The sequence below is a fragment of the Coriobacteriia bacterium genome, from assembly GCA_018368455.1.
GTDB lineage: Bacteria > Actinomycetota > Coriobacteriia > Coriobacteriales > UMGS124 > JAGZEG01.
This window is the reverse complement of the sequence record JAGZEG010000002.1, coordinates 50,806-73,399: the sequence shown is the minus strand read 5'-3', so window position 1 is coordinate 73,399 and position 22,594 is coordinate 50,806. Positions and strand designations below refer to the sequence as shown.

Below are 22,594 nucleotides of genomic sequence, written 5' to 3'. Positions count from 1 at the left end.
TTCGCTCCCCGTTTCTCCAGCTCACGAACCTTGTGGCATTTCCCTCCGAATATGTGAAGACAAAGAGGAGTGAAATGGGGCATACTATTGCAAGCCTACGGCGTGGGTCGGTTTAGCACGTGCCCTTGCGCGACCGCGCCTGGCCGGAGGCAGAACGCGAGCGCGTCCACATTTTTGTGTCGTGCTCACGAGTAGTGGATTGTCCACTAAGACTAGGGGAGTGCACATGGCTATTGAGATGAATCGTCGTTCGTTTGTTGGCGCCGCTGCTGTGGCCGCCGCCGCTCTGGGCACTGGCGCCGTGAGCGCCTTCGCTGCCGAGGGCTCCGCTGCCGCTGACGCTGCCTACGACATCGTCGTCGTGGGCATGGGTGGCGCTGGCATGTGCGCCGCGCTGGCTGCCAAGGAGGCTGGCGCTGAGAAGGTCGTCATCCTTGAGAAGAACGCCATGGAGGGCGGCAACACCATCTTCTCGTCGTCGGGCATGAACGCCTCTGAGACCGTGTACCAGAAGGACCAGGGCATCGAGGACTCGACGGACCTGTTCATCGAGGAGACGATCAAGGGCGGCAAGAACTGGAACAACGCCGCTCTCGTCGAGCAGATGTGCGACGGCTCTGCTGCCGCCATCGACTGGCTTGCCGCGCACGGCCTCGTGCTCGACAACATCACGACGACGGGCGGCATGTCCGTGCCGCGCTGCCACCGTCCCACGGACGGCTCCGCGGTGGGCGCCTCCTACGTGCCCACTATCGCTGCCGCCTGCGTTGAGGCCGGCATCGAGGTCGTGTACGAGTGCCGCGCTTCCGAGCTGCTGACCGACGAGTCCGGCGCCGTCGTGGGTGTCAAGGCTGAGGACGGCACGGAGTACAGCGCCAAGGCCGTCATCCTGGCCTCGGGTGGCTTCGGTTCCAACAAGGACCTCATCAAGATGTACCGCCCCGACCTGGAGACGTTTGTCTCCACCAACGCCGCCAGCATCACCGGCGACGGCATGGTCATGGCCCAGAAGGTCGGTGCCAACCTCATCCAGATGAGCCAGATCCAGATTCACCCGACCGTCTATGCGGACGGCTCGCTCGTCGCTGAGGGCATCCGCGGCGGTGGCGGCATCCTCGTTAACGTCGAGGGCAACCGCTTCGTCAACGACATGGGCACGCGTGACGTCGTGTCCGCCGCCGAGCTCGAGCAGACCGACGGCAAGATCTGGGTCATTTACGACCAGACGGTCTACGACAACAACAAGGCCGCTGCCAACTATGAGAACAAGGGCATGAGCATCAAGGCCGATGATCTTGCCGGCCTCGCCGAGACGCTCGGCATGCCTGCCGATGCGCTGCAGGCCACCGTCGACACGTACAACGCCTCCGTGGGCGGCGCCGAGGATCCGTTCGGCCGCACGACGGGCTTCGTGTCCCCGCTCGAGACGGCACCGTTCTACGCCATCCCCGTGTACCCGGGCATCCATCACTGCATGGGCGGCATCTACGTTGACGGTGACTCCCAGGCCCTGAACATCCTGGGCGAGAAGATCCCCGGCCTGTTCGCGGCCGGCGAGGTCACCGGTGGCATCCACGGCGCCAACCGCATCGGCGGCAACGCCATCTGTGACATCACTGTGTTCGGCATCAACGCTGGCCAGAAGGCTGCTGCGACGCTGTAGCTCTCCCACGGGAACGTGCCCGGACGGCCGTGAGCTTTACGCGAGTCCGGGTACGCCTCCCTTTTCTTGCGCGTATTCGAGCCCGCCGGCGGCCCTGCCGCTGACGTGGCTCGTGCGCTCCCCAAGGGCCCTGTACGCTTCGGCGTGCGGGGCCCTTTGCGTTTGCTGGAGAGGACGGGCTGGCGCTGGAGGGCCCGAAAGGGATCCCTGCGGATTTGCGGGAGCGGGCGGGATGCCTTCCGAGGGCACCCGTGTGGCCCGCGGCGCCTTCTCGGGGAGCTTCCGGGGACGTCGCGCGCGTGTTTTGCGGCGCAAAGAGGAATCCTGGCCAGGAATCGAGCTCGTGTATGCCGAATCTAGGCCGGCTGGCCGTGCATCGCAGCGAAACCGCAGGTCGCGTCAGAGAGCCGTCCCGCGTTCTGAGGGGCGGCCGTACACGAGCTCGATTCCTGGCCGCGAACGGGCGGCTTGGCGACGAAGGCGGGCCTTCGAGCCGGCGAACTGGGTTCAGGAGAGAGCTTCGTTGCCGGCGGGCGGGCGCTGATGCGAGTGGCGACGCGTTCCGGGTTTGGATGGGGTACCCTCTGCTCGCGGCAGCGGATGCGGCTGCCGCCTGACCGCACGACGGCCGGTGCCGAGTGCGCATACGAAGACGGGCCGCAGGGGGAATCGCTTCCACCTGCGGCCCGTTTGGGTCACGCTATGTCAGGAGGCGCGGGAGCGCGCCAGTTGTCGGCCTAGTAGCCGCCGCGGTCGCCGGGGCGACGGTCGCGCCCGCCCTTGCGGAGCGACTCGCCGTAGGCACGGGGGCCGCCGGGCTTGCCGCTGCCGCCCTCGTTCTTCTTGTAGCCGCCCGAGGAGTACTTGCTCGAGACGCGCGAAGAGCCGCTGCCGCTCTTGCCACGGTAGCCGCGGTCCTCACCGGAGCCGTAGCTGCGGCCACCGCGGTCGTTGCCGCCGGAACGCTCGGAGCGGTAACCACGACCCTCGGAGTTGGAGCCGCCGCGATATCCGCGATCATCACGCGAGCCGCCGCGCTCGTCGGAGCGACCGCCGCGATAGCCGCGATCGGAGCCGGAACGCTCGGAGCGATAGCCGCCACGCTCGCCGCGATCCTCGCGGAACCCACCGCGCTCGCCACGGTCGGAACGCTCGCCATAACCGCGGTCGCCACGATAGCCACCGCGCTCGGGACGATCGCCGTAGCCGCGGTCCTCGCGGAACCCGCCGCGCTCGGAGCGCTCACCGTAGCTGCGACCGCCGCGATCGGCACGCTCGTCGGAGCGATAGCCGCGGTCACGACGCGCGGGACGGCCGGCGCTGCTCTCGGGGAAGCTCGGACGCTCGTCGCGACGGGGAGCGGGCTCGCCCGTCAGCGCGGCGTCGGCGCGCACGACGTCCTCGACGTGGTCGCTCTGGCGACGCGTACGCTCGAAGTTACCCTCCTCGCCGTGACGGGGACGGCCGCCGCCGAACCCGCCACGCTCGCCGCCGCGGCCGCCGCGATCGCCACGGAAGCCCTCGCGGTCGCGGCGCTCCTCGCGGAACCCGCCGCGGCCGCCGCGATCGCCGCCGCGCCCACGGCCACGGCCGCCCTTGCCACCCTTGCCGCCCTTGCGGGGGCGACGGTCGCACGTGCGCTCGGGGTCGAGGTAGGGGGCGTTGTCATCGAAGTCGAAGTCGGCGATCTCGAGCGTCGGCACCGTCTTCTGCATGAGGAACTCGATGTTGTAGAGGTCGAACAGCTCCTCGCGCGTCACGAACGTGATGGCGAAGCCCTCCTCGCCGGCACGGCCCGTACGGCCGATACGGTGGATGTAGTCCTCGGGATCCATCGGCACGTCGAAGTTGATGACGTAGTTGACGCCGGACACGTCGATGCCGCGGGCCAGAACGTCCGTGGCCACGATGATGTCAACGCGACCGTCGCGGAACGCCTTGAGCGCACGGCTGCGCTGGGCCTGCGAGCGGTCGCCGTGGATGGCCTCCGTCTCGAAGCCCTCGCGCCACAGGCGCTCGGCCAGGTTCTCGGCACGGAACTTCGTGCGCGTGAAGACGATGACGCTCTTGTGGCCCTTCTCGTCGAGCACGGCCTTGAGCAGGTCGGGCTTCTGCATGGACGAGACGGGCACGACAAACTGCTCGACGGTCTCGGCAGCCGTGCCCTTGTGGGCGATCTCGACGTACTGGGGATCGTGAACCTCGTTGCCGATCGTCTTCATGACGCTCTCGTCGAGCGTGGCCGAGAACAGCAGCGTCTGGCGCTCCTTGGGCAGCACGTCGATGATGCGCTTGACGTCGGGCCAGAAGCCCATGTCGAGCATGCGGTCGGCCTCGTCGAGGACGAGCGTCTGCACGGAGTCGAGCTGCAGGGCGCCCTGCTCGTAGAGGTCGATGAGGCGGCCGGGGGTGGCGACGAGCACGTCGACGCCGCGACGCAGACCGTTGATCTGCGGACGGTAGCTCAGGCCGCCGACGACGGTGAGCACCCAGTGGCCCGTCTTCTTGCCGACGGCGCGCGCGACGGTGTCGATCTGCTGCGCGAGCTCGCGGGTGGGGGTGATGATAAGGGCGAGCGGGCCCTGGCCCTTCTTGTAGTGGCCGAGCTTGTCCATGACGGGCAGCGTGAACGCGGCCGTCTTGCCCGTGCCCGTCTGGGCGGCGGCAAGCACGTCGTGGCCGGCCAGCACCAGCGGGATAGCCTGCTCCTGAACGGGCGTGGCCTCGGTGTAGCCCATCGCCTCAACGGCAGCAAGCGTCTTCTCGGACAGGCCGAGTTCGTTAAAAGTAGCCATGTGTCTCCAGTTTCCCATGTTGATCGATTACGGTTCTTTCCGGATGCTTTGCCACGCGTGTGCACGACGTGCCGTGCGAAAGTCACGAAAGCAGCGGTGCAGAATCGCAAGGGTGCGTGGGTTCCCCAGGGATGCGTAGGCTCAGCAATCGATTTATTGTACGCGCGGCATTACTTTTCGGACAGCATGCAGCGGCACGATACGGAAGTATTCGCGAGAAGCACATGATTATGCATATGGAGCGCGCGGTTCAGTGCGCGGGCCCTACTTTGTGGGCGCGTCGCCGATCAGCGTGGCCAACGGGACCTTGCAAGGCGTGATGGCGCCCTCCGTGCACGTCTGCACGCACAGGCCACAGCCCACGCAGATCGCGTCGCGCACGCCCAGGCTGCCGTCCTCCTGCACGACGAGCGCGCCGAGCGGGCAGACGTCGGCGCAGGCGGAGCAGTCCTTGTCCTCGCTGCCCGCGCAGATGGCCGGGTCGATGCGCACGCCGTCGAGCTCGACGCGCTCGGCGATCTCGGGGAAGCGCATGGCGGCGTCCAGGATGGCCCAGCGAGCGTGCGTTAGCGTGCCGCCCAGCTCGTCGATTCCCTTGAGACCCGGGGTGTTCTCGCCCTTCTCGGCCGCCATCTCCTTGCGCAGGCGCACGCGCATCTTGCGGGAGTCGAGCTGGCACAGCTCGTTGGAGGGAAGGTCGTCGTCGGACGTCGTCGTGATGTCCTTCACGATGTCGGCCAGGCCGCTGCCTACGCCGGAGAATGCCTCCGTGCGCTTGGGGTCGACGGCGCCCACGCTGTTCGTGAAGTCGAGCTCGCGCATCGTCTCGACGAGCAGGATGTCGCGGCCCACAACTTCCTGTGCCTGGCACACGGCGTCGACGATCATGCTCTCGGCCTTCTTTGCCTTGCAGCGGCCGCACAGCTCGCCGGGCAGGTAGACGGCGAGGTTGGGGAAGTCGAGCATCAGGTTGACCCACATCTCCCACGTCAGCATGCCCAAGCAGGCGAGCTCGACGACGCAGGGATCCTTCTGGGCGAGGCCCGTCTCGACGCACGTGAGGTAGAGGTGGCCGTCCTGGGGCGCCACCTGGGAGGCCTTGCGCAGCCGGCGGCGCAGCGTGCGCATGGCCGGCTCCATGACGATGAGGCCGTTCGTGGGGCACACGGCGGCGCACAGGCCGCAGTCGACGCAGAAGCCCTTCGACACGGTGAGCTTTACGCCGCCGGGCGTGTCCTTTGTCGCAGGGACGCGCACGGCATGGCCGGGGCAGACATCGACGCACAGGCTGCACTTGGCGTCCTTGCAGTTCTCGCGCAGGCACAGCGTCGGCTCATGGCCGATGGCCCGGACGAACGTCTCTGCGGTTTCTCCCGCAACGTGCAGCTTTGACTGTCGAGCCATAACGCCCCAATCCTCTCCACGGTGCCGCGCATGAATCAATTCATTGTGCCCAGACGAGCGGCATTATTTCAAGTAAGGGAGGGCTTCCGTAGCGCAATCTTCAGGAGTGACCGTCGCTCCCGTGTGGCGGGTTGGTGGAGCGAGGCCGCCGAGGGGGCGCTGGCGATGCGAGTGTGACCGCCGGGCGGGGCCGCGTTGCCGTCGCGCGCGTGTCGGGGCTGTCGCGCGGACTATACTTCTTACATGTATGCACCCGACGTGATGCTTTACGAGGGGAGACGCCTGCATATGGCAGATACCGGCACGAACGAGCAGGCTGCGGCTGTGCTCGAGCCAGCCGACGCCGATCGCCCCGGAGCCCCCGGCGCGCACCCTGCCTTCGATGCGCTCGTGCGCACGATCTGGCGGCTGCGCCAGCCCGACGGCTGCCCGTGGGACAGGAAGCAGACTCACGCGTCCATTGCGAAGAATATGGTCGAGGAGGCCTACGAGGCCGTTGACGCCATCGAGGCAGACGAGGCCGCACGCTCCGACGCCGCTCCGCAGCCCGATGGCCTGCCCGACTTCAACCGCACGCGGCGTCACCTGGCCGAAGAGCTGGGCGATGTGCTTATGCAGGTCGTCTTGCAGTCGCAGATCGCCGCAGACGCCGGCGAGTTCACGATTGATGACGTGTGCCGCGACCTCAACGAGAAGCTCATCCGCCGCCACCCGCACGTTTTTGGCGACCATACGGCAGCGCAGGACGATGGCGAGGTACTCGGCATCTGGGAGCAGGTAAAGCTTGCCGAGCACGCCTCGCAGGCCGCCGAGGCCGACGCCGCCGGTCAGGCTCGCGAGGGGCTGCTCGACAGCGTTCCCACCGCCTTGCCGTCGCTCATGGCGTGCCAGAAGATCTCGCGCAAGGCAGCCGCGGCGGGCTTTGAGTGGGGCGACGAACAAGGCGTGCGCGCGAAGGTGCGCGAGGAAATCGCCGAGTTTGACGCCGCCGAGCCGGGCAGCCCGGAGCGGGAGCTCGAGTTCGGCGACATTCTCTTCGCGCTCGTCAACGTGGCACGATGGGAGCACATTGACGCCGAGAGCGCGCTACGGGCTGCCAACGCCAAGTTCCGCCGCCGCTGGGCGTACATGGAGCACAAGGCATGGGAATCCGGTCGGGACATCGCCGACCTTTCCAATAGCGAGCAGGAGGCCCTCTGGGCCGAGGCCAAGTCGAAGGAGATGCACCAGTGAGCGAAATCATTGACGTGTACGGTCGAGAGATCCTCGATTCGCGCGGCAACCCCACGGTTGAGGTGGAGGTCCTGCTCGACGACGGGGCGTTCGGTCGTGCCCCCGTGCCTTCCGGTGCTTCGACCGGCGCGTTCGAGGCTTGCGAGATGCGCGACGGCGATTGCGCACGCTACCTGGGCAAGGGCGTGCTGACGGCTGTCGACCACGTCAACAGCGAGATCGCTGACGCCCTCATGGGCGAGGATGCCCTCGACCAGCGCGCCATCGACTCCATGCTCATCGACCTGGACGGCACGGCCAACAAGACGCGCCTGGGTGCCAACGCCATCCTCGGCGTGAGCCTGGCCGTGGCCCGCGCGGCCGCCAACTCCGTGGGCATGCCGCTCTACAGCTACCTGGGCGGCGTGAGTGCGCACGTGCTGCCCGTCCCGATGATGAACATCCTCAACGGCGGCGTGCACGCCGACAACACGGTGGACTTCCAGGAGTACATGATCATGCCCGTGGGCGCGAGCACGTTCGCCGAGGGCCTGCGCTGGTGCTCCGAGATCTACCACACGCTCAAGAAGGTCCTGCACGAGGCCGGCCTGGGTGGCGGCGTGGGCGACGAGGGCGGTTTTGCGCCGAACCTCAAGACGAACGCCGAGCCGTTCGAGTGGATCGCCAAGGCCTGCGAAAAGGCCGGCTACTCGCTGGGCGACCAGATCATGTTCGCGACCGACCCAGCGTCGACGGAGTTCTACGACGCCGAGCGTAAGCTGTACTGCCTCAAGGGCCAGGGCGTCGAGCTGACGGCCGATCAGATGGTCGACTACTACGAGGACCTGACGAATCGCTTCCCCATCGTGTCCATCGAGGATGGTATGGCCGAGGAGGACTGGGATGGCTGGAAGGCGCTGACGGAGCGCATCGGCAAGCGCGTGCAGCTCGTGGGCGACGACCTGTTCGTGACGAACGCCAAGCGCTTGGCCCGTGGTGTCGAGCTGGGCGTGGCTAACTCCATCCTCGTGAAGGTGAACCAGATCGGCTCGCTGTCCGAGGCCATGGACACGATCGAGCTGGCGAAGCGCTCCGGCTACACGGCCGTCGTGTCGCACCGCTCCGGCGAGACGGAGGACGCGTTCATCGCTGATCTGGCCGTGGCGACGAACGCCGGCCAGATCAAGACGGGCGCCCCGTGCCGTAGCGACCGCGTGGCCAAGTACAACCAGCTGCTGCGCATCGAGGCCGAGCTCGGCGTCGCGGCCGACTACCCCGGCGAGAGCACGTTCTACAGCATCAAGCGATAAGGGATAAGGACGAGGGCTTGGCCTCTCTGCGGGGCCGAGGCATAACCCGTGCCTGCTCAGACAGCTTCGAAAGGGCCCCGTGGGGCGCATGCACTGAGGTGCGGCGCTACGCGGGGCCCTTTCTGCAGAACTCGCATTCACGGGTTATGCCTCGTCCCCTGGCAGCCGGCGCGTCCTTATCTGGCGGGAGGAAGGGCGACGGGGCTCCGTTGCTTATCTGTGGGTTGAACGGGGCGCTTCGGGGTGCTGGTGGCGTCGGCTATGATATATCGTTGCACTGAGCCCGCCTGTATACGGCGGGTGGTCGGCTCGCATGCGAAGCAGAAACGAACACCATGAGCCAGCGACAGGACAGAGGCGAACGGGGACTGTCTGGCGAGGCGACGCCGCAGGGCGTGCCCGCCGGATCGCTGAGCCATGCCGCTGATTCCGGCGCTGGCACTTGGGGGGCGGACGATCCGAGCCCCTACAGCCGCGCGCCACGCCATGCCGCGCCTGCTGCGTTTTCGACTCCATCTCCCAGGGAGGACGCCTCCCCGTATGCGCGTCCGAAAAAGCGTGGACTCTTTGGGCGGGGGCGCTCCTCGCGCGTGTTGCCCAACGCCGACGCTCCCGTCAACCCGGCGGTTCCGGGCGCGTTTGGAGTCCAGCCTGCGGGGGTATCCTCAACGGTGTCTGCGGACGACGCCTCGGTTGCGCCCGTGGATCCCGCGCCATCCGAGCGCGTCGCTGAGCCGGTGCGACCGCACTTCGCAGACGCCCCCTCTGCTTCTGCTGGCGTGCAGCGTGTATCGACTGCATTTCCTGCTGGTCAGGTGCGTGACGGAGGGCATCTGGCTGATTCTGCCATTCCGCACTCGACGCTTGTGAGCTCACGAGGGAGCGCGTCTCACGCTGAGGAACGCCGCGGCGTGCTGTTCGTTGTGCCCGACATTCCCCCTCAGACGTCGCTGCCCCAACCGCCTGTGCCGACGCTTCCCCGGGAGACGCGCCTTGCTGGTACGGGCCCCCTGTCGTCTGTGCCCACGTCGGTCGTGCGCGATTACGAGGATATTCACGGGACGGGCGTGCGGCCTGCTGTCCCGGAGCGAGTCCAGGGGACATCTCCGACCGTCGATGGAGCGCATCCTGCGGCTGTCTATCCGTGGATGGCGCCAAACGCGGGCGCTTCGGCGGGCGCCGCCTCTGCCGGCCAGCTCGATTCAGCGCCCCAGATTACCGGCGCTGTGGTCGCGAGCGCGGTGTCGGATTCCCCGTCGACGGTTTCTTCTGCGGACGGCTCTGCCGTTGCGGAGGTTGCAGCGCACGCCCAGCAGCCTGCCGACCCCCACATGCCCCTGCCGGGTGAGCCTGTCTCGACGCCTGCCGACGCCGCCGCATCCGAGGCGGAGCGGGGCGTGCCCGAGCGCACCTCGCACCGGGGCCTGAGGCGTGCGGGCGGCATGAAAAACTTGCTGGCGTCGCTGCCCCTACCCGGTCGAAATGCTTCTGGGGCTCCCCAAAGCAGCACCGCTGATCCTTCGGTCGCAGAGACGCCGGCGGCTTCGAGCGCCTCCGCTGAGGAGCCTGCCGAGGGCGCCGATCCTGCTGCGAGCTCCGGCATCGCTGACGACCTGTTTGCTGCTGCCAACGCCTCCGAAACTGCGAACGGTCGCGTGCGCGGCCGCGCCGGCTGGCGCCCGTCTCTGCCGCGCCGTCACGAGGACAATCCCACGCGCCTGGCTTTGCGTGCGGCACGCAAGGAGCGCAGAGCTGCACACCGTGCCGCCAAGCGCGCCCGGCGGCGGGCTCGCCTGCCGGAGACCGTTGTCTCGCTCGTTGCGTCGGGGCTCGTCGTCGTGCTGGCCATTGCGATGCTGTACTTCCCAGCGCAGGACTACTACCTTGCCGTGCGCGAGAACGAACGCCTTGCCGACGAGCTCAACGAGAACGTTGCGCGTAACGAGCAGATGCAGACGCGCGTCAACAACCTCCAGACCCAGGAGGGCATCGAGGATGAGGCGCGCGCTCGCTTCGGGCTCGTGCTCCCCGGCGAGAACCTCGTGAAGGTCGTCGGCGTTGACGACTCGACCCAGAGCGACTTTGCCACGCCGGCGGAGGTGCCGCGCGGCTCGGGCCAGAACGCCCACACGTGGGGGACAGACCTGCTCGATCGGATATTTGGCGTCGACGTTTCGGCTGCGGTGACGAGCGATGCCCCTGCTGACGAGCCTGCGCAGGTTACTGAGGGCGCAGGCGACAGCGCCATGACGGACGCGCCTCAAGCTGTGGACGAAGGGGACACTGCCAACGGGGGCGCTGACATCGTCGTCGAGGGCGAGCCTGCTCAGCAGTAGGCGCGTGGAACGCGGGCGGCGTGCCGGCTCAGCCCGCAAGCAGGAGACTGCTCGCCGCAGTTTCGCGTGCACCCCATACGAGAGGAGGACGCTCGTGACCAACATACATACCGCTTCCGAGGCGCCATGTACCCCGCATGATGCGCGCTTGCTCGCCGCTATCGACGTGGGGACCGTTTCGACGCGGCTCATCCTTGCTGATGTCTTTGCTGATGGACGGGTACGGCCGCTTGAGCGTCAGGCCATCATCACGAACCTCGGGACGGGCGTCGATGCGAGCGGCGCGCTGGATCCTGTCGCCATCGAGCGAACGTGCGCGACCATCGCTGGCTACGGCGCGCGCCTTGCCGAGCTCGCAGATGCGGGCCAGGCTGCTAGTGACATCGCCATAACGCTGACGAGCGCTGCTCGCGACGCCTCCAACGCCGATGAGCTGCTGGGGCGCCTCGCAGCGCTTGGGCTCGACGCGCAGGTTATCCCCGGCGAGACCGAGGCGCGGCTGTCCCTGCTCGGCGTGACGTCCGACTTTCCCGGCGAAAGCGTTCTGGTCGCCGACATCGGTGGCGGATCGACGGAGCTCATCGAGGGCGTGCGTAATGCCGGTGGTAAGGGAGCCCTGGCTGTGGGGTGCGGCGTTTCGTACGACGTGGGATGCCGCCGTGTCACAGAGCGCTTCTTCGGTGCCTCCGACATCCCCTCGTCCCGGGATGTCGATTTTGCCCGCGTGTTTATCCGCACGACGCTCGGCGCGTTTTTCGAGGGCGCCTCTTCTCGAGAGGCCATCCCTGGGACGCTTGCATGCGTGGGTGGCACGGCGACGTCGCTTGTCGCCGTTGCTAACGAGCTCGTGCCCTACGACTCGTCCTTTGTCCACCTGCATAGCACGTCGCGCTCTCAGGTTGCCGAGCTGACGGCACGCTTGCTCTCCCTGGGCGCCTCCGAGCGCAGAGCCCTGCCCGGCCTGCAGCCGAAGCGCGCCGACGTCATCGCCGCGGGCGCACTTATCCTCGACGAGCTCATGGATGTGGGTGGGTTTGATGCCTACGTTGCCAGCGAGTCCGACTCGCTCTTTGGCTTGCTGACCTGCCTGCGCTGTGCGTGTGACGGCGCGCCCTCTCCCATCGGCTGGCTGCCGAGGTCGACGCCGGCTCGCCCGTTCCTTGAGGCGTGTCGGGCCTAGCGGCGTATTTCCTGGCTTGCCACCTGTCTTTCGCCACAGATCTGCCCGTTGTGCGTCGTGTGCGTTGCGGGGGTGCCGCGCGGCCATATCCGCAGCGTGTGCTACAGTTTTCACGCTGACGGGAGCGTGGCGGAATTGGCATACGCAGGTGACTTAAAATCTCCCGCCGAAAGGCTTGCGGGTTCGAGTCCCGCCGCTCCTACCAGCATGGATTCTCGGCGCCCGGTGCGAGGTTCCGGTGGCTCTGTCCGGGCCTGGGCCGGCACCATCCATGACGATCAGGAAGTGCTGCCAGCATGAAGCAGAACGAGTTCGCGGCGTTTCTCAACAAGCATTACAAGCAGGTGGACGAGCTCATCGCCTCGTACTACAAGGGGCGGGGCGAGCACTCCGACATGGGGCGCTACCTCTACGGTCCACTCTCCGCGTACTCGGCCAACGGCGGTAAGCGCCATCGGCCCATGGTGTGCATGCTGGGATGCGCTGCGGTGGGCGGTGATCCCCGCCTTGCCTCGAGCGCCGCGGCGGCTGTCGAGCACTTCCACATCGCCGCGCTCATCCACGATGACATCGCTGACGAGGGCGAACTGCGCCACGGCGAGCCGTGCCTGCACATCACACAGGGCATTGGTCTGGCTGTCAACGACGGTGACCTTGCGCTCTCGCAGGTCACGGGCATCGTGCTGCGCGACGACCGACTCGATGACGCTACGAAGGTCCGCGTGCTCGGCGAGCTCGTCGACATGACGACGCGCACGATTGAGGGTCAGGCGCTCGACATCGGCTGGGCACGCGACGATCGCTGGGATCTTGCGGTTGACGACTACCTGTCCATGGCGACGCACAAGACGGCATACTATTCCGCTGCGGTGCCGCTGGCCTGTGGCGCGATCATTGGCGGAGGCTCCGAGGAGCAGATCGAGGCCCTGCGTTCGTTTGGCCTGGCAACGGGTTTGGCCTTCCAGCTGCAGGATGACCTGCTCAACCTTGTGGGCGACAAAGAGTCGGCGCAGAAAGACTTCCGCAATGACATCACGGAGGGCAAGCGCACGCTGATGGCGGTGTACGCGCTCCAGAATGCCGGCGTTGCCGACGAGCTCAGGGGCATCCTCTCGGCGCATACGGCTGATCCCGCCCGGCTTGAGCGTGCGGTTAGCCTCATGGACGAGGCGGGTGCGCTCGACTATGCGCGCACGTATTCGCTTGACCTGACGGCGCGTGCCAAGCGGGCTCTGGAGTCCGTCAAGCTCGAGCGCAAGCCCAAGGAGCTTCTGCTCTCCATGGCGGACTTCTTCGTCGAGCGCCTGGCGTAAGAGGGGCGCTGCCATTTTGGCGGAGGCGTACGTTCCGAAAACGAATAGGGCCGAGGTGGCACCCTCGGCCCTATAACAACAACCGCGCCGCCCGCCCCAAGGTTAAGTAGACCTGCGGGCCGCCGGTGGCTTCATTGTACCCCGGCGTAACCAGGCACAGGCTCCGTTTCCTACCGATATGCTGTCATCCCCATGTGTGGCGAGCGACACTTTTGGGGCAGGTCGGCCTGTCCTTAGTACCCGAGCGACGCGTAGTAGGCGTCGATGGCGCCGCCGGGGTAGGTGGCCTGCGTACCGTGGAAGTAGACGTAGATGGGCGTCGAGACGGTCGACGGGTCGGGGATCAGGTCGAACAGCTGCACAATGTCGTCGTTGTAGATGTTGATGCAGCCGTGGCTCTCATTGTTGTGCGTCAGCCAGGGGTTGTTGACGCCGTGCAGGTAGATCATCGGGGCGTCGCTGACCTTGAGTGCGCGCAGGCCCAGAGGGTTGTCGGGGCCCGCCTCGACGAAAGCCGGGAGGTTGGAGCCCCAACCCGTGGGATCGGGGTTGCTCCACGTGGGAGCGGCGTCCTTGTACTCGATGTAGTGCAGGCCCTCGGGGCTCGTGAACGTGCCGTCCTCATCCGTGCCGCGTCCGTAGCCGATGGCGCACTCAAAGATGGGCGTCGTCGGGTCGGTGCCGTAAACGTAAAGCGTCGTCGTGTCGTAGTTGATGATGATGCAGGGGGGCAGGTCGGCGGCCTTCACGGCAGGCTCGGCCGTCGCCGCGGTCATCGGAACCTGGATGGGATTGGCCGTGAGGTCAGCGGCGGACATGCCGGAGCTGACGGCGCTCTGGAGCTGAGTGGTGACGGCAGCGGCGGTCGCGTCGACGTCGAGCGTGCGGCCGTAAACCTCGTTGTGTAGCGTCACGGTATCGTCGTCGTTGAAGTCGCGGTAGGCGTCGGCCGGATCGCGGTTGATCGTCCCCGCCATGGAGCTGACGAGGCTGTAGACCGATGAGCTGTCAACCTGGTACTCGAGCGGGATGTCGAGCGGCGCGAGCTCGTCGCCCGTCGCGTCCTCCATGATGCGGCTAAGCGCTGAGCGGTCGCGATTGCGATCGAGGGCATCCTCGACGGAGGCGGCGATGTTGTACGACACGCTGTTCTCGACAGTGAGGGGGTACGTCTCGCCGGTGTTGGGGTCGACGAGCGTCACGGAGACGTTCTGTGAGGCTGCGGTGAGCTGGGATCTGACGAGGGCGATGGCCTCGTCCTCCGTGAGTCCCGAGACGTCGACGCCGTTGACGGACGTGTTGTCGGGGACGATGTCGTATTCGGAGCGGTCGTGCGCAAATGCGACGCCGACGACGCCGCCGACGGCGAGCACTGCGGCGAACGCGACGATGAGCGCAACCTTGAGGGGAGTGCTGAGACGCATGGGTAGGCCTGCCTTTGCGTGGGGACGATGCCCCGTCTCGGTGGCGTGGAGGCGTGAGCGCGGACGGTCATTCCGCCGGACGCGCTCTGCTCAAACGGTGCGGGCGTTGGTCGTACACGCCTACATGTCATAGAATACCGTGGAAGGGCTCTCTCGTATGCGCACGCTGTGTGTTGGTACGGGTGAACCCATGAATAAACTACCAATGAAGTAGGGATTTTTACTCCTGCGACTACGTGCGGTTATGCGATTTGTCGTACGGAAGGCCCTGCTCAGGCCGGACGACGAGGGGACCTGCTCGTGAAGCCGATTTGCAAGGGACAGACGGGGCCTGCGGTCGAGGACGTGCAGCACAGGCTCATTACGCTCAACTATACGGTTGACCCTGGCGAGTGCGAGGCAACGGAGTTTGGCCCCACGACGCTAGTTGCCGTGCGGGCGTTCCGTAGCGCCGAGGGCCTGCCGGCGGGTGACGAGATCGATGATCAGGCGTGGGCGGCGCTCGTCGACGCGACGTACCAGCTGGGCGATCGCACGCTCTACCTGCGCCTGCCATATTTCCACGGCGCTGACGTGTCGCATCTGCAGATGACCCTCAACGTGCTGGGTTTTTCGTGCGGTGAGGTGGACGGCTACTACGGCCCGCACACGGAAGCGGCCGTGCGCGAGTTTCAGGACAACGCGGGCTTGTACGCCGACGGCATGGCGTTCCAAGACACATTCGACGCCATCGAGCGCCTGCATCACGTGTGGATGGGCAAGACGGCATCGCCTGAGTTCAGCAAGCCGCACACGGGCCTGGTGCGCGCGGTGGACGTGCTGAGCCGGACGCGCGTGCTTGCCTGCGGCGTCGATCCCATCTCGCGCAGCATGGTTAGCCGCATGTGGAACGTGGCGTGTGCCACGACGCCCGACGCGAGCTTCACGCTGACGGACACGGCGGGTCAGCGCGACCCTGCCATGCTGGCAAAGGCCGACGTCGTGCTCACGGTATCGACTGTCGAGCTGCCCGAGCACAAGGAGCTGTCCGAGGGAACGCTCAACGTCATCGTGAGCGATCTGGCGCTGCTGCCGGGGCGCGTCGCGTCGGCGCTGCAGTCGCTGCCGGCTGGTGCCCCTCGCCCCCTGCGCCTGCGTGTCGAACTGCCGGGGCTTAACAACTACGACGGTTCCGTGACCGACCGCACGGTGCAGAGCGTGGCTATCACGCTGCTTGACGCCCTGTGCGCTGCCCTTGACGCCATGGAGGCGTAGGGCGGGGCACGCTTGACGTCGGCGCCGCAGCTGGTAGACTTCACTCTCGCACTGGGATATCGTCCAACGGTTAGGACTCGGGTTTTTGGTGCCCGCTATGGGGGTTCGAATCCCTCTATCCCAGCCACGCGCTCTCACGGCTCGGAGGCCTTGCGCCGCCGGGCTGTTTTTGTTTTGCGAGCTGTTGTGCCATATGTAAAGTCGATGCCGGGTCTCCGTGCCATATTTCTGCGTGGCGCCGCATTGGGCGCGATGCAGCGGGGCCCGAGGGGTATAATAGCGGTACCAGCGAGCCCGTAGAGCTTAACTGGGAGCGGGCGGCGCGGTGGTTATTCTAGGGCTGAGGATTGCCGTCCTCGGCCCTACTTGTTTTCGGAAGCTTTCTTGATTGCTTCCTCCCGAGTCTCCCGTACGTGCGTATTCTTCCCCTTGCGGAGCCGGCAGACCCTCTCAAAGACCTCCAAGAGGAAGCCTCCGATGGTTGCGACTGCCGCGATGGCGTTGAGGATTTCTGAAAGCATGGCGAACACCCCCAATCGCTTGGAAGCGCCGCCCGCAGTCGGGACATCGCTGGTGCCGCGTTCGATTCTACAGGGCGTGCCGCACGCCCACACCATTGGAATGGTACGCACGAAAATCCCCGAATGGGGCGGCCTATCGGTCTTGCATGACGCCCCCTTGGTTGTGCGGGGGCTTTCCGGTATCCGCTTGCCGTGGATGTCTCCACGCTCGTTCTCTGGTGCCCGCTATGGGGGTTCGAATCCCTCTATCCCAGCCACGCGTTCTCGCAGCTCGGAGGCCTTGCGCCGCCGGGCTGTTTTTGTTTTGCGAGTTGCCGGCGCCCCCGGCCGCACAAAAAGCGGCGCCGCCCGGGCACGAGGCCTGCGGGCGGCGCCGCTGGTACGCCTGGCTGATCGCTCGCGCTACTTCTTCACGCCGTGGATGGCGTCCATGTCGTAGCCGGCGGCCGCGACGTCCTCATCGGTGATGGGCGTCGTGGGTTCGTACTTGCCGGTCGCGGCGGCGATGCCGCAGTAGCGGCCCGACGTCATGCAGTGGCCGGCGCTCATGCCGCCCGTGTACATGGACCAGTCGGGCAGGCCGCAGAGCTGGCCCGCGCCGAAGCCCGTCGCCCATAGGTTGGGGATGACGGTGCCGTCGGCTTTCGTGACCTGGTAGTTCTCGTTGACCGTCACGCCGGCGCACAGGGCGGACACGCGGATGTGCTTGTGGATGCCGTAGAACGGCGGCGTGTCGATGCGCTTGAGGTACTGGGCCTTCTTGCCGAAGTCGCCGTCAAACCCGGCGTCGACGAGCTCGTTGTAGCGCTCGACGCTCGCAACGAGGGCGTCGGCCGGGATGCCCAGCATGTCGGCCAGCTCCTCGAGCGTGTCGGCACGGTGCGTGTCGAGCAGGTACTCGATGACGCCCTTGCCGGACTCGACGGAGCGGTCCATCTCGACGGCAGGCATGTAGACCTCGAGCTTCTCGGGATCCGTGGCAGAGCCGCCCCACTCCGTGACCTGGTCGACGTAGTTGGCGTCGAAGATCTGCGAGTACCAGCCGGGCTTGGGCTGGGAGCGAAGCTCGTTGTTGAGCTGCTCAAACTCGGCGTCCTCGTTCATGAAGCGGACGCCGTCCTCGTTGACGGTGAGGAAGGGCTCGTTGAACATGGGGCCGGAGTCGAAGTCGTGCATCATGTGCGAGTGGCCCACCGGCACGAAGCCGGCGCCGATGGCCATGGACATGAGGATGCCGTCGCCCGTCTTGCCGACCTGCTTGCGATCGAAGTCCTTGATGTCGGGGCAGTAGCGCTCGACGAGGCTCTGGTTGTTCTGGTAGTCGCCCGTGGAGATGATCACGCCCTTCGTGGCGTTGAACTTGACGTAGGAGCCGTCCTCCTTCTTGCCGACGACGCCGGTCACGGCGCCGCTCTCGTCCTGGATGAGCTGGACGCCCGGGCAGCTGAAGTAGAAGTCGACGCCGCGCTCGGCAGCCAGGTCGGCCAGCGCGCAGATGAGCTCGTTGTTCGTGTACGGCTTCGGCCCGAAGCGGTTCGACCTCTTCGTGCACTTTGTGCCGTCATCGTAGTCGTACGTGACCTCGCCGATGCTGTAGGGAGGGAAACCGGCCTCCATGGAGCGGACCTCCATCCAGCGCATCGTCTCGCCGGAGTGGTCGTAGTAGAAGCGGGCGAGGCCCCGGTCGGCACGCCAGTGGCAGTCGGCCATGAAGCCCTGCATGTGGTTCATGACGCCCTGCTCGTCGCTTTCGTCGAGCATGATGCCCGTCGACGTGCCGCCCTGAGAGAGCGGGGCGCTCTCTTTCTGCAGGCAGCAGGCCGTCGCGCCTTCTTCGACGGCGGACAGCGCCGCGGGCACTCCGCCCGTGCCGGCGCCGATCACGACGACGTCGTAGGTGTACTCCTCCGCGAACTCCGTGATGGGGGCGAGCTCGACGGGCGACTCCTCGAAGTCGGATGCCTGTAGGCCGGCCGGGTACTCGACTGCGCCCTGCGCGCCCTCGGCGGCGAGCGCCGGTGCGGCGAGGGCGGTTCCGGCTGCCACGGCCGCACCGGCCAGGCCGGCGCCCTTGACGAAGTTCCTGCGGGTGACGTTGGACATCGCGCATCATCCTTTCGGGTCGGTTGATGACGTGCTCCGCGGGGCCTTGGCTTGCGCCTCCGCCCCGTGGCTCTCACGGCTTCGACTATGGCGTGCCCCGGGGATTTCGGCACGGCCTAAAGTCATAACCACGAGGCCCCGGCAGGTAACCCCACCTATAACCCCGGCCCTTTACCTGGGACGATGCTTGAAGGGCACGCTTCCGATGCCGATAGCAAAAGGCGGGGCCGGAACCGCCAACGCGATTCCGGCCCCGCCTGCTCGAGCGCCCGTCTTGGTGCCGACGCCTACTGCACGTTCGTGAGGGCGGCGAGCTTCTCGTAGATCTGCGTGTTGTCGAACGCGCCCGCGAACTGCTCGGCGCCGCAGCCCAAGGCGTAGATGTTCACCGGCGCGCCCGTGTGGGCGTACGTCGTGTGGCCGATGCCGGCCTTCTGGTCGAGGATGTGGCAGATGCACATGGAGAACGGCTGGTACGTGCCGTACAGCTCGTAGTCGGGCTGCGCCATCTCGTCCTGGGAGCCTTCGCCGACCTCGATGGTGCGCTGGTAGGCGTCGTGCAGCAGGTCGAGCTCATAGTCGGTCATGACGAGCGATCCGTCGACGCCCGCCTCGCCGGCCTGGGCAGCGTCCTCGTCGTCGGCGGCCATGAGGCCGAAGCAGGCCTTGACGTCGGCGAGTACGTCGGCAAACGCAGGCTTGTCCTCGACATACTTCGCCACGTAGTCGGTGTCGAACTTGGCGTAGGACATCGTCTGGTGCGTGAGGTTGCCCAGGAACGTGTCGTAGTTCGTCGTCTTGTAACCGATGCCCAGACCGCCGGTTTCGTGGTCGGCCGTCACGAGGATGAGCGTCTCGTCGGCGTGTTCCTCGTAGAACTTGACGGCGGCCTGCACGGCGGTGTCGAGCGCCAGCACGTCGTGGATGCTCGAGGCAGCGTCGTTGGCGTGGCAGGCCCAGTCGACCTTGCCACCCTCCGTCATCATGAAGAAGCCGTTCTCGGCATCGGAGAGCAGCTCGATGCCCTTCTCGACATAGTCAACGAGGCGCCACTCGCCCTCGGCGGCGTCGAGGTCGTAGTTCATGGCGCCGCCGTCGGCGATCTGCTCGGAGAGAATGAGCACGTTGCCGTCGCCGGCCTTGAGCGCCTTGGCATCGGCCTGCGTCTCGACGACGGTGTAGCCGGCCTCGGTGGCCACGTCGCGCAGGTCGGTCTTGTCTTCCTCCTTGCCAGTGGGAGCGAGGAATGCGCCGCCGGCGAAGTACTCGAAACCGCTGGCTGCGAGCTCTTCGCCCAGCTCGTAGTAGTTGCTGCGCTTAGCCTGGTGGCCGTAGAACGCCGCGGGCGTCGCGTGGTTCATGTTGACGGTCGTGAGCACGCCCACCTTGAAGCCCTTCTGGCTGTGGAGCTTCTCGGCGATGGTCTCGTACGGCGTCGTCAGCGTCTCGGGGTCCATGTTGATCGTGCCGGAGAGCGTCTTGTGGCCCGTGGCGATCGATGTGGCCGTCGAGGCAGAGTCGGGGCAGAACGACGAGCTGTCGTACGTGGTCACGCTGCCGACGGTCGGGAACTGCATGAAGCTGAGCGGCGAGGAGACAACGGCGCCGGCGTTCTCGGTCGTGCCCTTGAAGAAGCTGGCGATCTGCACCTGCTCGTTGCCCATGCCGTCGCCGATGAACAGGAAGATGTACTTGGGCGCGGATGCGTCTGCGGCGCCCTTGGCGTCGGCGGAGGCGCTGCCCTCGGCAGCCATGGCGGAGCCGGCTGCGGCGAGGCTGGCGGCCGCGGCACCGGCGCCGGCGGCGATGAACGAGCGGCGGGACAGGGCGTTATGGGCGATGTGCGAGCTCTGCATGGGGCGGATGCCTCCCTCTCCTGGACCGTCCGATCGTGGGGCGGTCCTCTGCTGGTGTGCCCGGGCCGGGTTGGGCGCTGGCGCTGGGCGGTGCGACGGCTCCCATTGTGTCATCCGGGGCAGGGGCGCCTGGCAGGGGCGCGTAAGCGCCGGGCAAGGGTCGAGGGCTTGCGAGGGACGGGTTTGTAAGCGCGGGAGCAAGGAGGGGCTACCGCGCACCCGCTGCGTAAGGGGACGGTCAGGTGCCGGATAGCTGCCGTGGCGTGGGGCGCTGCTGCCGGCGCATGGCCAGGGCGATGGGGTACTTGCGAGTTGGGGCGGGGCGATGCGGCCGTGGGCAGGCGCGAGATGCGTGTGGGGGGCGTTTGCAGTCGCCGTGGCGCGGGCGCCACTGCCGGCTTGCGGTCGGGGGAGACGACGCGTCCGCAAAAGGCTTGCTGGCGTTGGCGCGGTGCTCTGTCGCGTGCGCGTGGTATCTTGCGTATGGCGGGCGCTGCCAGCTGCGCTCTGCCCGCGGCGGGCGCCATCGTCTGCCATGTTTTTGGGCCGCCCGATGAAGAGAGGAACCGCTACCATGTCCATCGAGCCCTCTACGCCCGCAACTCCGTCCGGCATCGAGACGATCCTGCAGTACCTGGGCGCCGTGCCCGCATGGTATCTCGCCACGAGCGTCGACGGCCAGCCGCACGTGCGCCCGTTCAGCTTCGCTGCCGAGCAGGATGGCAAGGTGTGGTTCGTGACGGCCACGACGAAGGACGTCTGGCAGGAGCTGCTCGTCAATCAGCGGTTCGAGGCCACGTCGTGGTGGCCGGGACACGGCTGGCTCATCCTGCGCGGCGAGGCCGGGCTCAAAGACGAGGCGCGCCCGGACATGCGCGCTGCCGGCTATGACCACCTCACGAAGCTCGGCGAGAGCTACGACGGCCCCGACGATCCCACGCTCGTGTTCTTCTCCGTCGAGCACCCCCAGGCCTGGATTTGCAACCACGACGAGTGGGTGCCCGTCGAGCTGTAGGGCGCCGCCGCTATAGCCCGCTGGTGAGATGCGTCATGTAGAAAGTGAACCGTGCGACGAAGATGCCGAGCAGTATGAGGCAACTCGCCGTGACGAGAGGTCGGGCACGGCGCAGGGGCGAGGGGACCGGCTCAGGGCGCCTCTCGGGGATGCGCCATGCGCGCCAGGCCAGGGCGATGCCAGCTGCCTGGAGGGCTGTCGAAATCCCGAGCATCAGCCAGTAGTGGGGGACGAGCTCGGCCGCCGTTGCGAGCGAGCTGCGGATTTCCGGGAGCTCGAGGCCGCGGGCTATGCCGACGGCGAAGCCCGCCAGCATTGCAGCGCTCACCAGTGCGAGCATGCCGGCCTCGAGGCGAGGAATCACCGGCGTAGCTGCGGGAACAGTCTGCGTCTTCGCCGCGCTCTGCGTCTCGCGGGCTTTCGCGGGCGTCTGCGAGGGGGTAGAGGCCCAGTCTGCTTTGGGGTCATCGGGTTGCGTGGGTTGCGCAGCACGCATGACGGCGGCTGCGAGGACGGGTCCGCCCGTGAGCGCCTGGAGCCACAGCGCGGCGGGGACGAGCGGCGTGTTCCACGAGGGAATCGTCCGTGCCCCATATGCGAGGGCGACCGTCGTCACGAAGGCTGCCGCCAGCACGGCGATGACGCCGGCCCATACCTGCTGCAGGCCGCCTCGCGGATGCTCGGAGAAGCCATAGAGCCAAAACAGGCCCGCTGCCGCCAGCAGAGCGACTGCCGCGCCAACCTCGGTTGACAAGGGGCTGCGGCCGATGCCCGTCAGCACGTAGAGCGCGTTAGACGGATTGCCGAGATGCGTCGCCGATGCCACGAGGCCGACCATCGTCACGACGATTGGCACCCACAGCAGTTTGATGAGCCGAGAACGGAGGGCGTCTGCACCTGCGCGCCGGCCAGCGGCGATGAAGGCGCACTGCAGGGCAAGCGCCACGGCCCCGGAAGGCGCGAGCGTCGTGAACGCGACGAGCGTGATCTCTTCGAGTGCGAGTGGCAGGCCGGTCATGGTCACCTCCCGGGGGCGGGGACGGCAAGCTCCTCATCGAATGCGGGCTGATACGGACCTTTCAGCAAGCTGAACGCCATTCCTGCAGGTCAATAATCCCCGCATGAGGCTTAACTTCCGCGAACGGCGAAAAGAGACGCGAGTCAGCCCGCACTCGATGGATGACGCGTGCGGGCGGGGCGCCGCGGGC

15 protein-coding genes and 2 tRNA genes are annotated in these 22,594 nt (G+C 66.8%); 10 read left to right on the top strand and 7 right to left on the bottom strand.

Annotation, left to right across the window (positions count from 1 at the left end; genetic code table 11):
- The first annotated feature begins 226 nt into the window (after positions 1-226).
- A complete protein-coding gene (locus KHZ24_01625; protein MBS5449903.1) occupies positions 227-1,663 on the top strand; it encodes a flavocytochrome c in 1,437 nt (478 codons plus the stop codon).
- Between the two features lie 737 nt (positions 1,664-2,400).
- Here KHZ24_01625 and KHZ24_01620 read toward each other — a convergent pair.
- On the bottom strand, positions 2,401-4,458 hold the full coding sequence (locus KHZ24_01620) for a DEAD/DEAH box helicase (protein MBS5449902.1): 2,058 nt from the start codon (positions 4,456-4,458) through the stop codon (positions 2,401-2,403).
- Positions 4,459-4,722: 264 nt separating this feature from the next.
- The gene (locus KHZ24_01615) at positions 4,723-5,862 is read right to left on the bottom strand and encodes a 4Fe-4S binding protein (GenBank protein MBS5449901.1); all 1,140 of its coding nucleotides are present in this window, start codon (positions 5,860-5,862) and stop codon (positions 4,723-4,725) included.
- A 288-nt stretch (positions 5,863-6,150) separates the two neighbouring features.
- Between KHZ24_01615 and mazG the strand changes: the two genes are divergently transcribed.
- From mazG to KHZ24_01585, 6 genes are all read left to right on the top strand, one after another.
- Positions 6,151-7,095 carry a nucleoside triphosphate pyrophosphohydrolase gene (gene mazG / locus KHZ24_01610; protein MBS5449900.1) on the top strand — a complete coding sequence of 315 codons (945 nt, stop codon included), beginning with the start codon at positions 6,151-6,153 and terminating at the stop codon, positions 7,093-7,095.
- Positions 7,092-8,384, top strand: a complete 1,293-nt coding sequence (eno, locus tag KHZ24_01605) for a phosphopyruvate hydratase (GenBank protein MBS5449899.1) — start codon at positions 7,092-7,094, stop codon at positions 8,382-8,384. The genes mazG and eno overlap by 4 nt, the downstream gene beginning before the upstream one ends.
- Before the next feature lie 590 nt (positions 8,385-8,974).
- Positions 8,975-10,720, top strand: coding sequence for a septum formation initiator family protein (locus KHZ24_01600; GenBank protein ID MBS5449898.1), 1,746 nt, complete (start codon positions 8,975-8,977; stop codon positions 10,718-10,720).
- 94 nt (positions 10,721-10,814) lie between these two features.
- Complete coding sequence (locus KHZ24_01595) at positions 10,815-11,900, top strand: phosphatase (protein MBS5449897.1); 1,086 nt, start codon at positions 10,815-10,817, stop codon at positions 11,898-11,900.
- A 120-nt stretch (positions 11,901-12,020) separates the two neighbouring features.
- Positions 12,021-12,105, top strand: a tRNA-Leu gene (locus KHZ24_01590).
- A 91-nt stretch (positions 12,106-12,196) separates the two neighbouring features.
- Positions 12,197-13,213, top strand: coding sequence for a polyprenyl synthetase family protein (locus tag KHZ24_01585; protein ID MBS5449896.1), 1,017 nt, complete (start codon positions 12,197-12,199; stop codon positions 13,211-13,213).
- 233 nt (positions 13,214-13,446) lie between these two features.
- Here KHZ24_01585 and KHZ24_01580 read toward each other — a convergent pair whose 3' ends face one another.
- Complete coding sequence (locus KHZ24_01580) at positions 13,447-14,637, bottom strand: L,D-transpeptidase family protein (protein MBS5449895.1); 1,191 nt, start codon at positions 14,635-14,637, stop codon at positions 13,447-13,449.
- 300 nt (positions 14,638-14,937) lie between these two features.
- Between KHZ24_01580 and KHZ24_01575 the strand changes: the two genes are divergently transcribed.
- Together KHZ24_01575 and KHZ24_01570 are read left to right on the top strand one after the other, a co-directional pair.
- Positions 14,938-15,891, top strand: a complete 954-nt coding sequence (locus KHZ24_01575; GenBank protein MBS5449894.1) for a peptidoglycan-binding protein — start codon at positions 14,938-14,940, stop codon at positions 15,889-15,891.
- 52 nt (positions 15,892-15,943) lie between these two features.
- Positions 15,944-16,018 (top strand) — tRNA-Gln (locus KHZ24_01570).
- Between the two features lie 235 nt (positions 16,019-16,253).
- Here KHZ24_01570 and KHZ24_01565 read toward each other — a convergent pair.
- The 3 genes from KHZ24_01565 to KHZ24_01555 all read right to left on the bottom strand — a co-directional run bounded on the left by KHZ24_01565 (position 16,254) and on the right by KHZ24_01555 (position 20,371).
- Positions 16,254-16,412 carry a hypothetical protein gene (locus KHZ24_01565; GenBank protein MBS5449893.1) on the bottom strand — a complete coding sequence of 53 codons (159 nt, stop codon included), beginning with the start codon at positions 16,410-16,412 and terminating at the stop codon, positions 16,254-16,256.
- A gap of 402 nt (positions 16,413-16,814) precedes the next feature.
- Positions 16,815-18,515: an FAD-binding protein gene (locus KHZ24_01560; protein MBS5449892.1), complete on the bottom strand. Its 1,701-nt coding sequence runs from the start codon at positions 18,513-18,515 to the stop codon at positions 16,815-16,817.
- Positions 18,516-18,802: 287 nt separating this feature from the next.
- The gene (locus KHZ24_01555; protein MBS5449891.1) at positions 18,803-20,371 is read right to left on the bottom strand and encodes an alkaline phosphatase; all 1,569 of its coding nucleotides are present in this window, start codon (positions 20,369-20,371) and stop codon (positions 18,803-18,805) included.
- A 574-nt stretch (positions 20,372-20,945) separates the two neighbouring features.
- Here KHZ24_01555 and KHZ24_01550 point away from each other — a divergent pair.
- Positions 20,946-21,386, top strand: a complete 441-nt coding sequence (locus tag KHZ24_01550; GenBank protein ID MBS5449890.1) for a pyridoxamine 5'-phosphate oxidase family protein — start codon at positions 20,946-20,948, stop codon at positions 21,384-21,386.
- Between the two features lie 10 nt (positions 21,387-21,396).
- On the opposite strand, the gene KHZ24_01545 is transcribed toward KHZ24_01550, so the two are convergent.
- Positions 21,397-22,404: a dimethyl sulfoxide reductase anchor subunit gene (locus tag KHZ24_01545; protein MBS5449889.1), complete on the bottom strand. Its 1,008-nt coding sequence runs from the start codon at positions 22,402-22,404 to the stop codon at positions 21,397-21,399.
- Positions 22,405-22,594 lie beyond the last annotated feature (190 nt).

Bases quoted from the DNA above. Each gene is read 5' to 3' on its own strand.
- KHZ24_01625 (MBS5449903.1), top strand. From the start codon at position 227: ATGGCTATTGAGATGAATCGTCGTTCGTTTGTTGGCGCCGCTGCTGTG.
- KHZ24_01620 (MBS5449902.1), bottom strand. From the start codon at position 4,458: ATGGCTACTTTTAACGAACTCGGCCTGTCCGAGAAGACGCTTGCTGCC.
- KHZ24_01615 (MBS5449901.1), bottom strand. From the start codon at position 5,862: ATGGCTCGACAGTCAAAGCTGCACGTTGCGGGAGAAACCGCAGAGACG.
- mazG (MBS5449900.1), top strand. From the start codon at position 6,151: ATGGCAGATACCGGCACGAACGAGCAGGCTGCGGCTGTGCTCGAGCCA.
- KHZ24_01585 (MBS5449896.1), top strand. From the start codon at position 12,197: ATGAAGCAGAACGAGTTCGCGGCGTTTCTCAACAAGCATTACAAGCAG.
- KHZ24_01580 (MBS5449895.1), bottom strand. From the start codon at position 14,637: ATGCGTCTCAGCACTCCCCTCAAGGTTGCGCTCATCGTCGCGTTCGCC.
- KHZ24_01565 (MBS5449893.1), bottom strand. From the start codon at position 16,412: ATGCTTTCAGAAATCCTCAACGCCATCGCGGCAGTCGCAACCATCGGA.
- KHZ24_01560 (MBS5449892.1), bottom strand. From the start codon at position 18,515: ATGTCCAACGTCACCCGCAGGAACTTCGTCAAGGGCGCCGGCCTGGCC.
- KHZ24_01555 (MBS5449891.1), bottom strand. From the start codon at position 20,371: ATGCAGAGCTCGCACATCGCCCATAACGCCCTGTCCCGCCGCTCGTTC.
- KHZ24_01550 (MBS5449890.1), top strand. From the start codon at position 20,946: ATGTCCATCGAGCCCTCTACGCCCGCAACTCCGTCCGGCATCGAGACG.
- KHZ24_01545 (MBS5449889.1), bottom strand. From the start codon at position 22,404: ATGACCGGCCTGCCACTCGCACTCGAAGAGATCACGCTCGTCGCGTTC.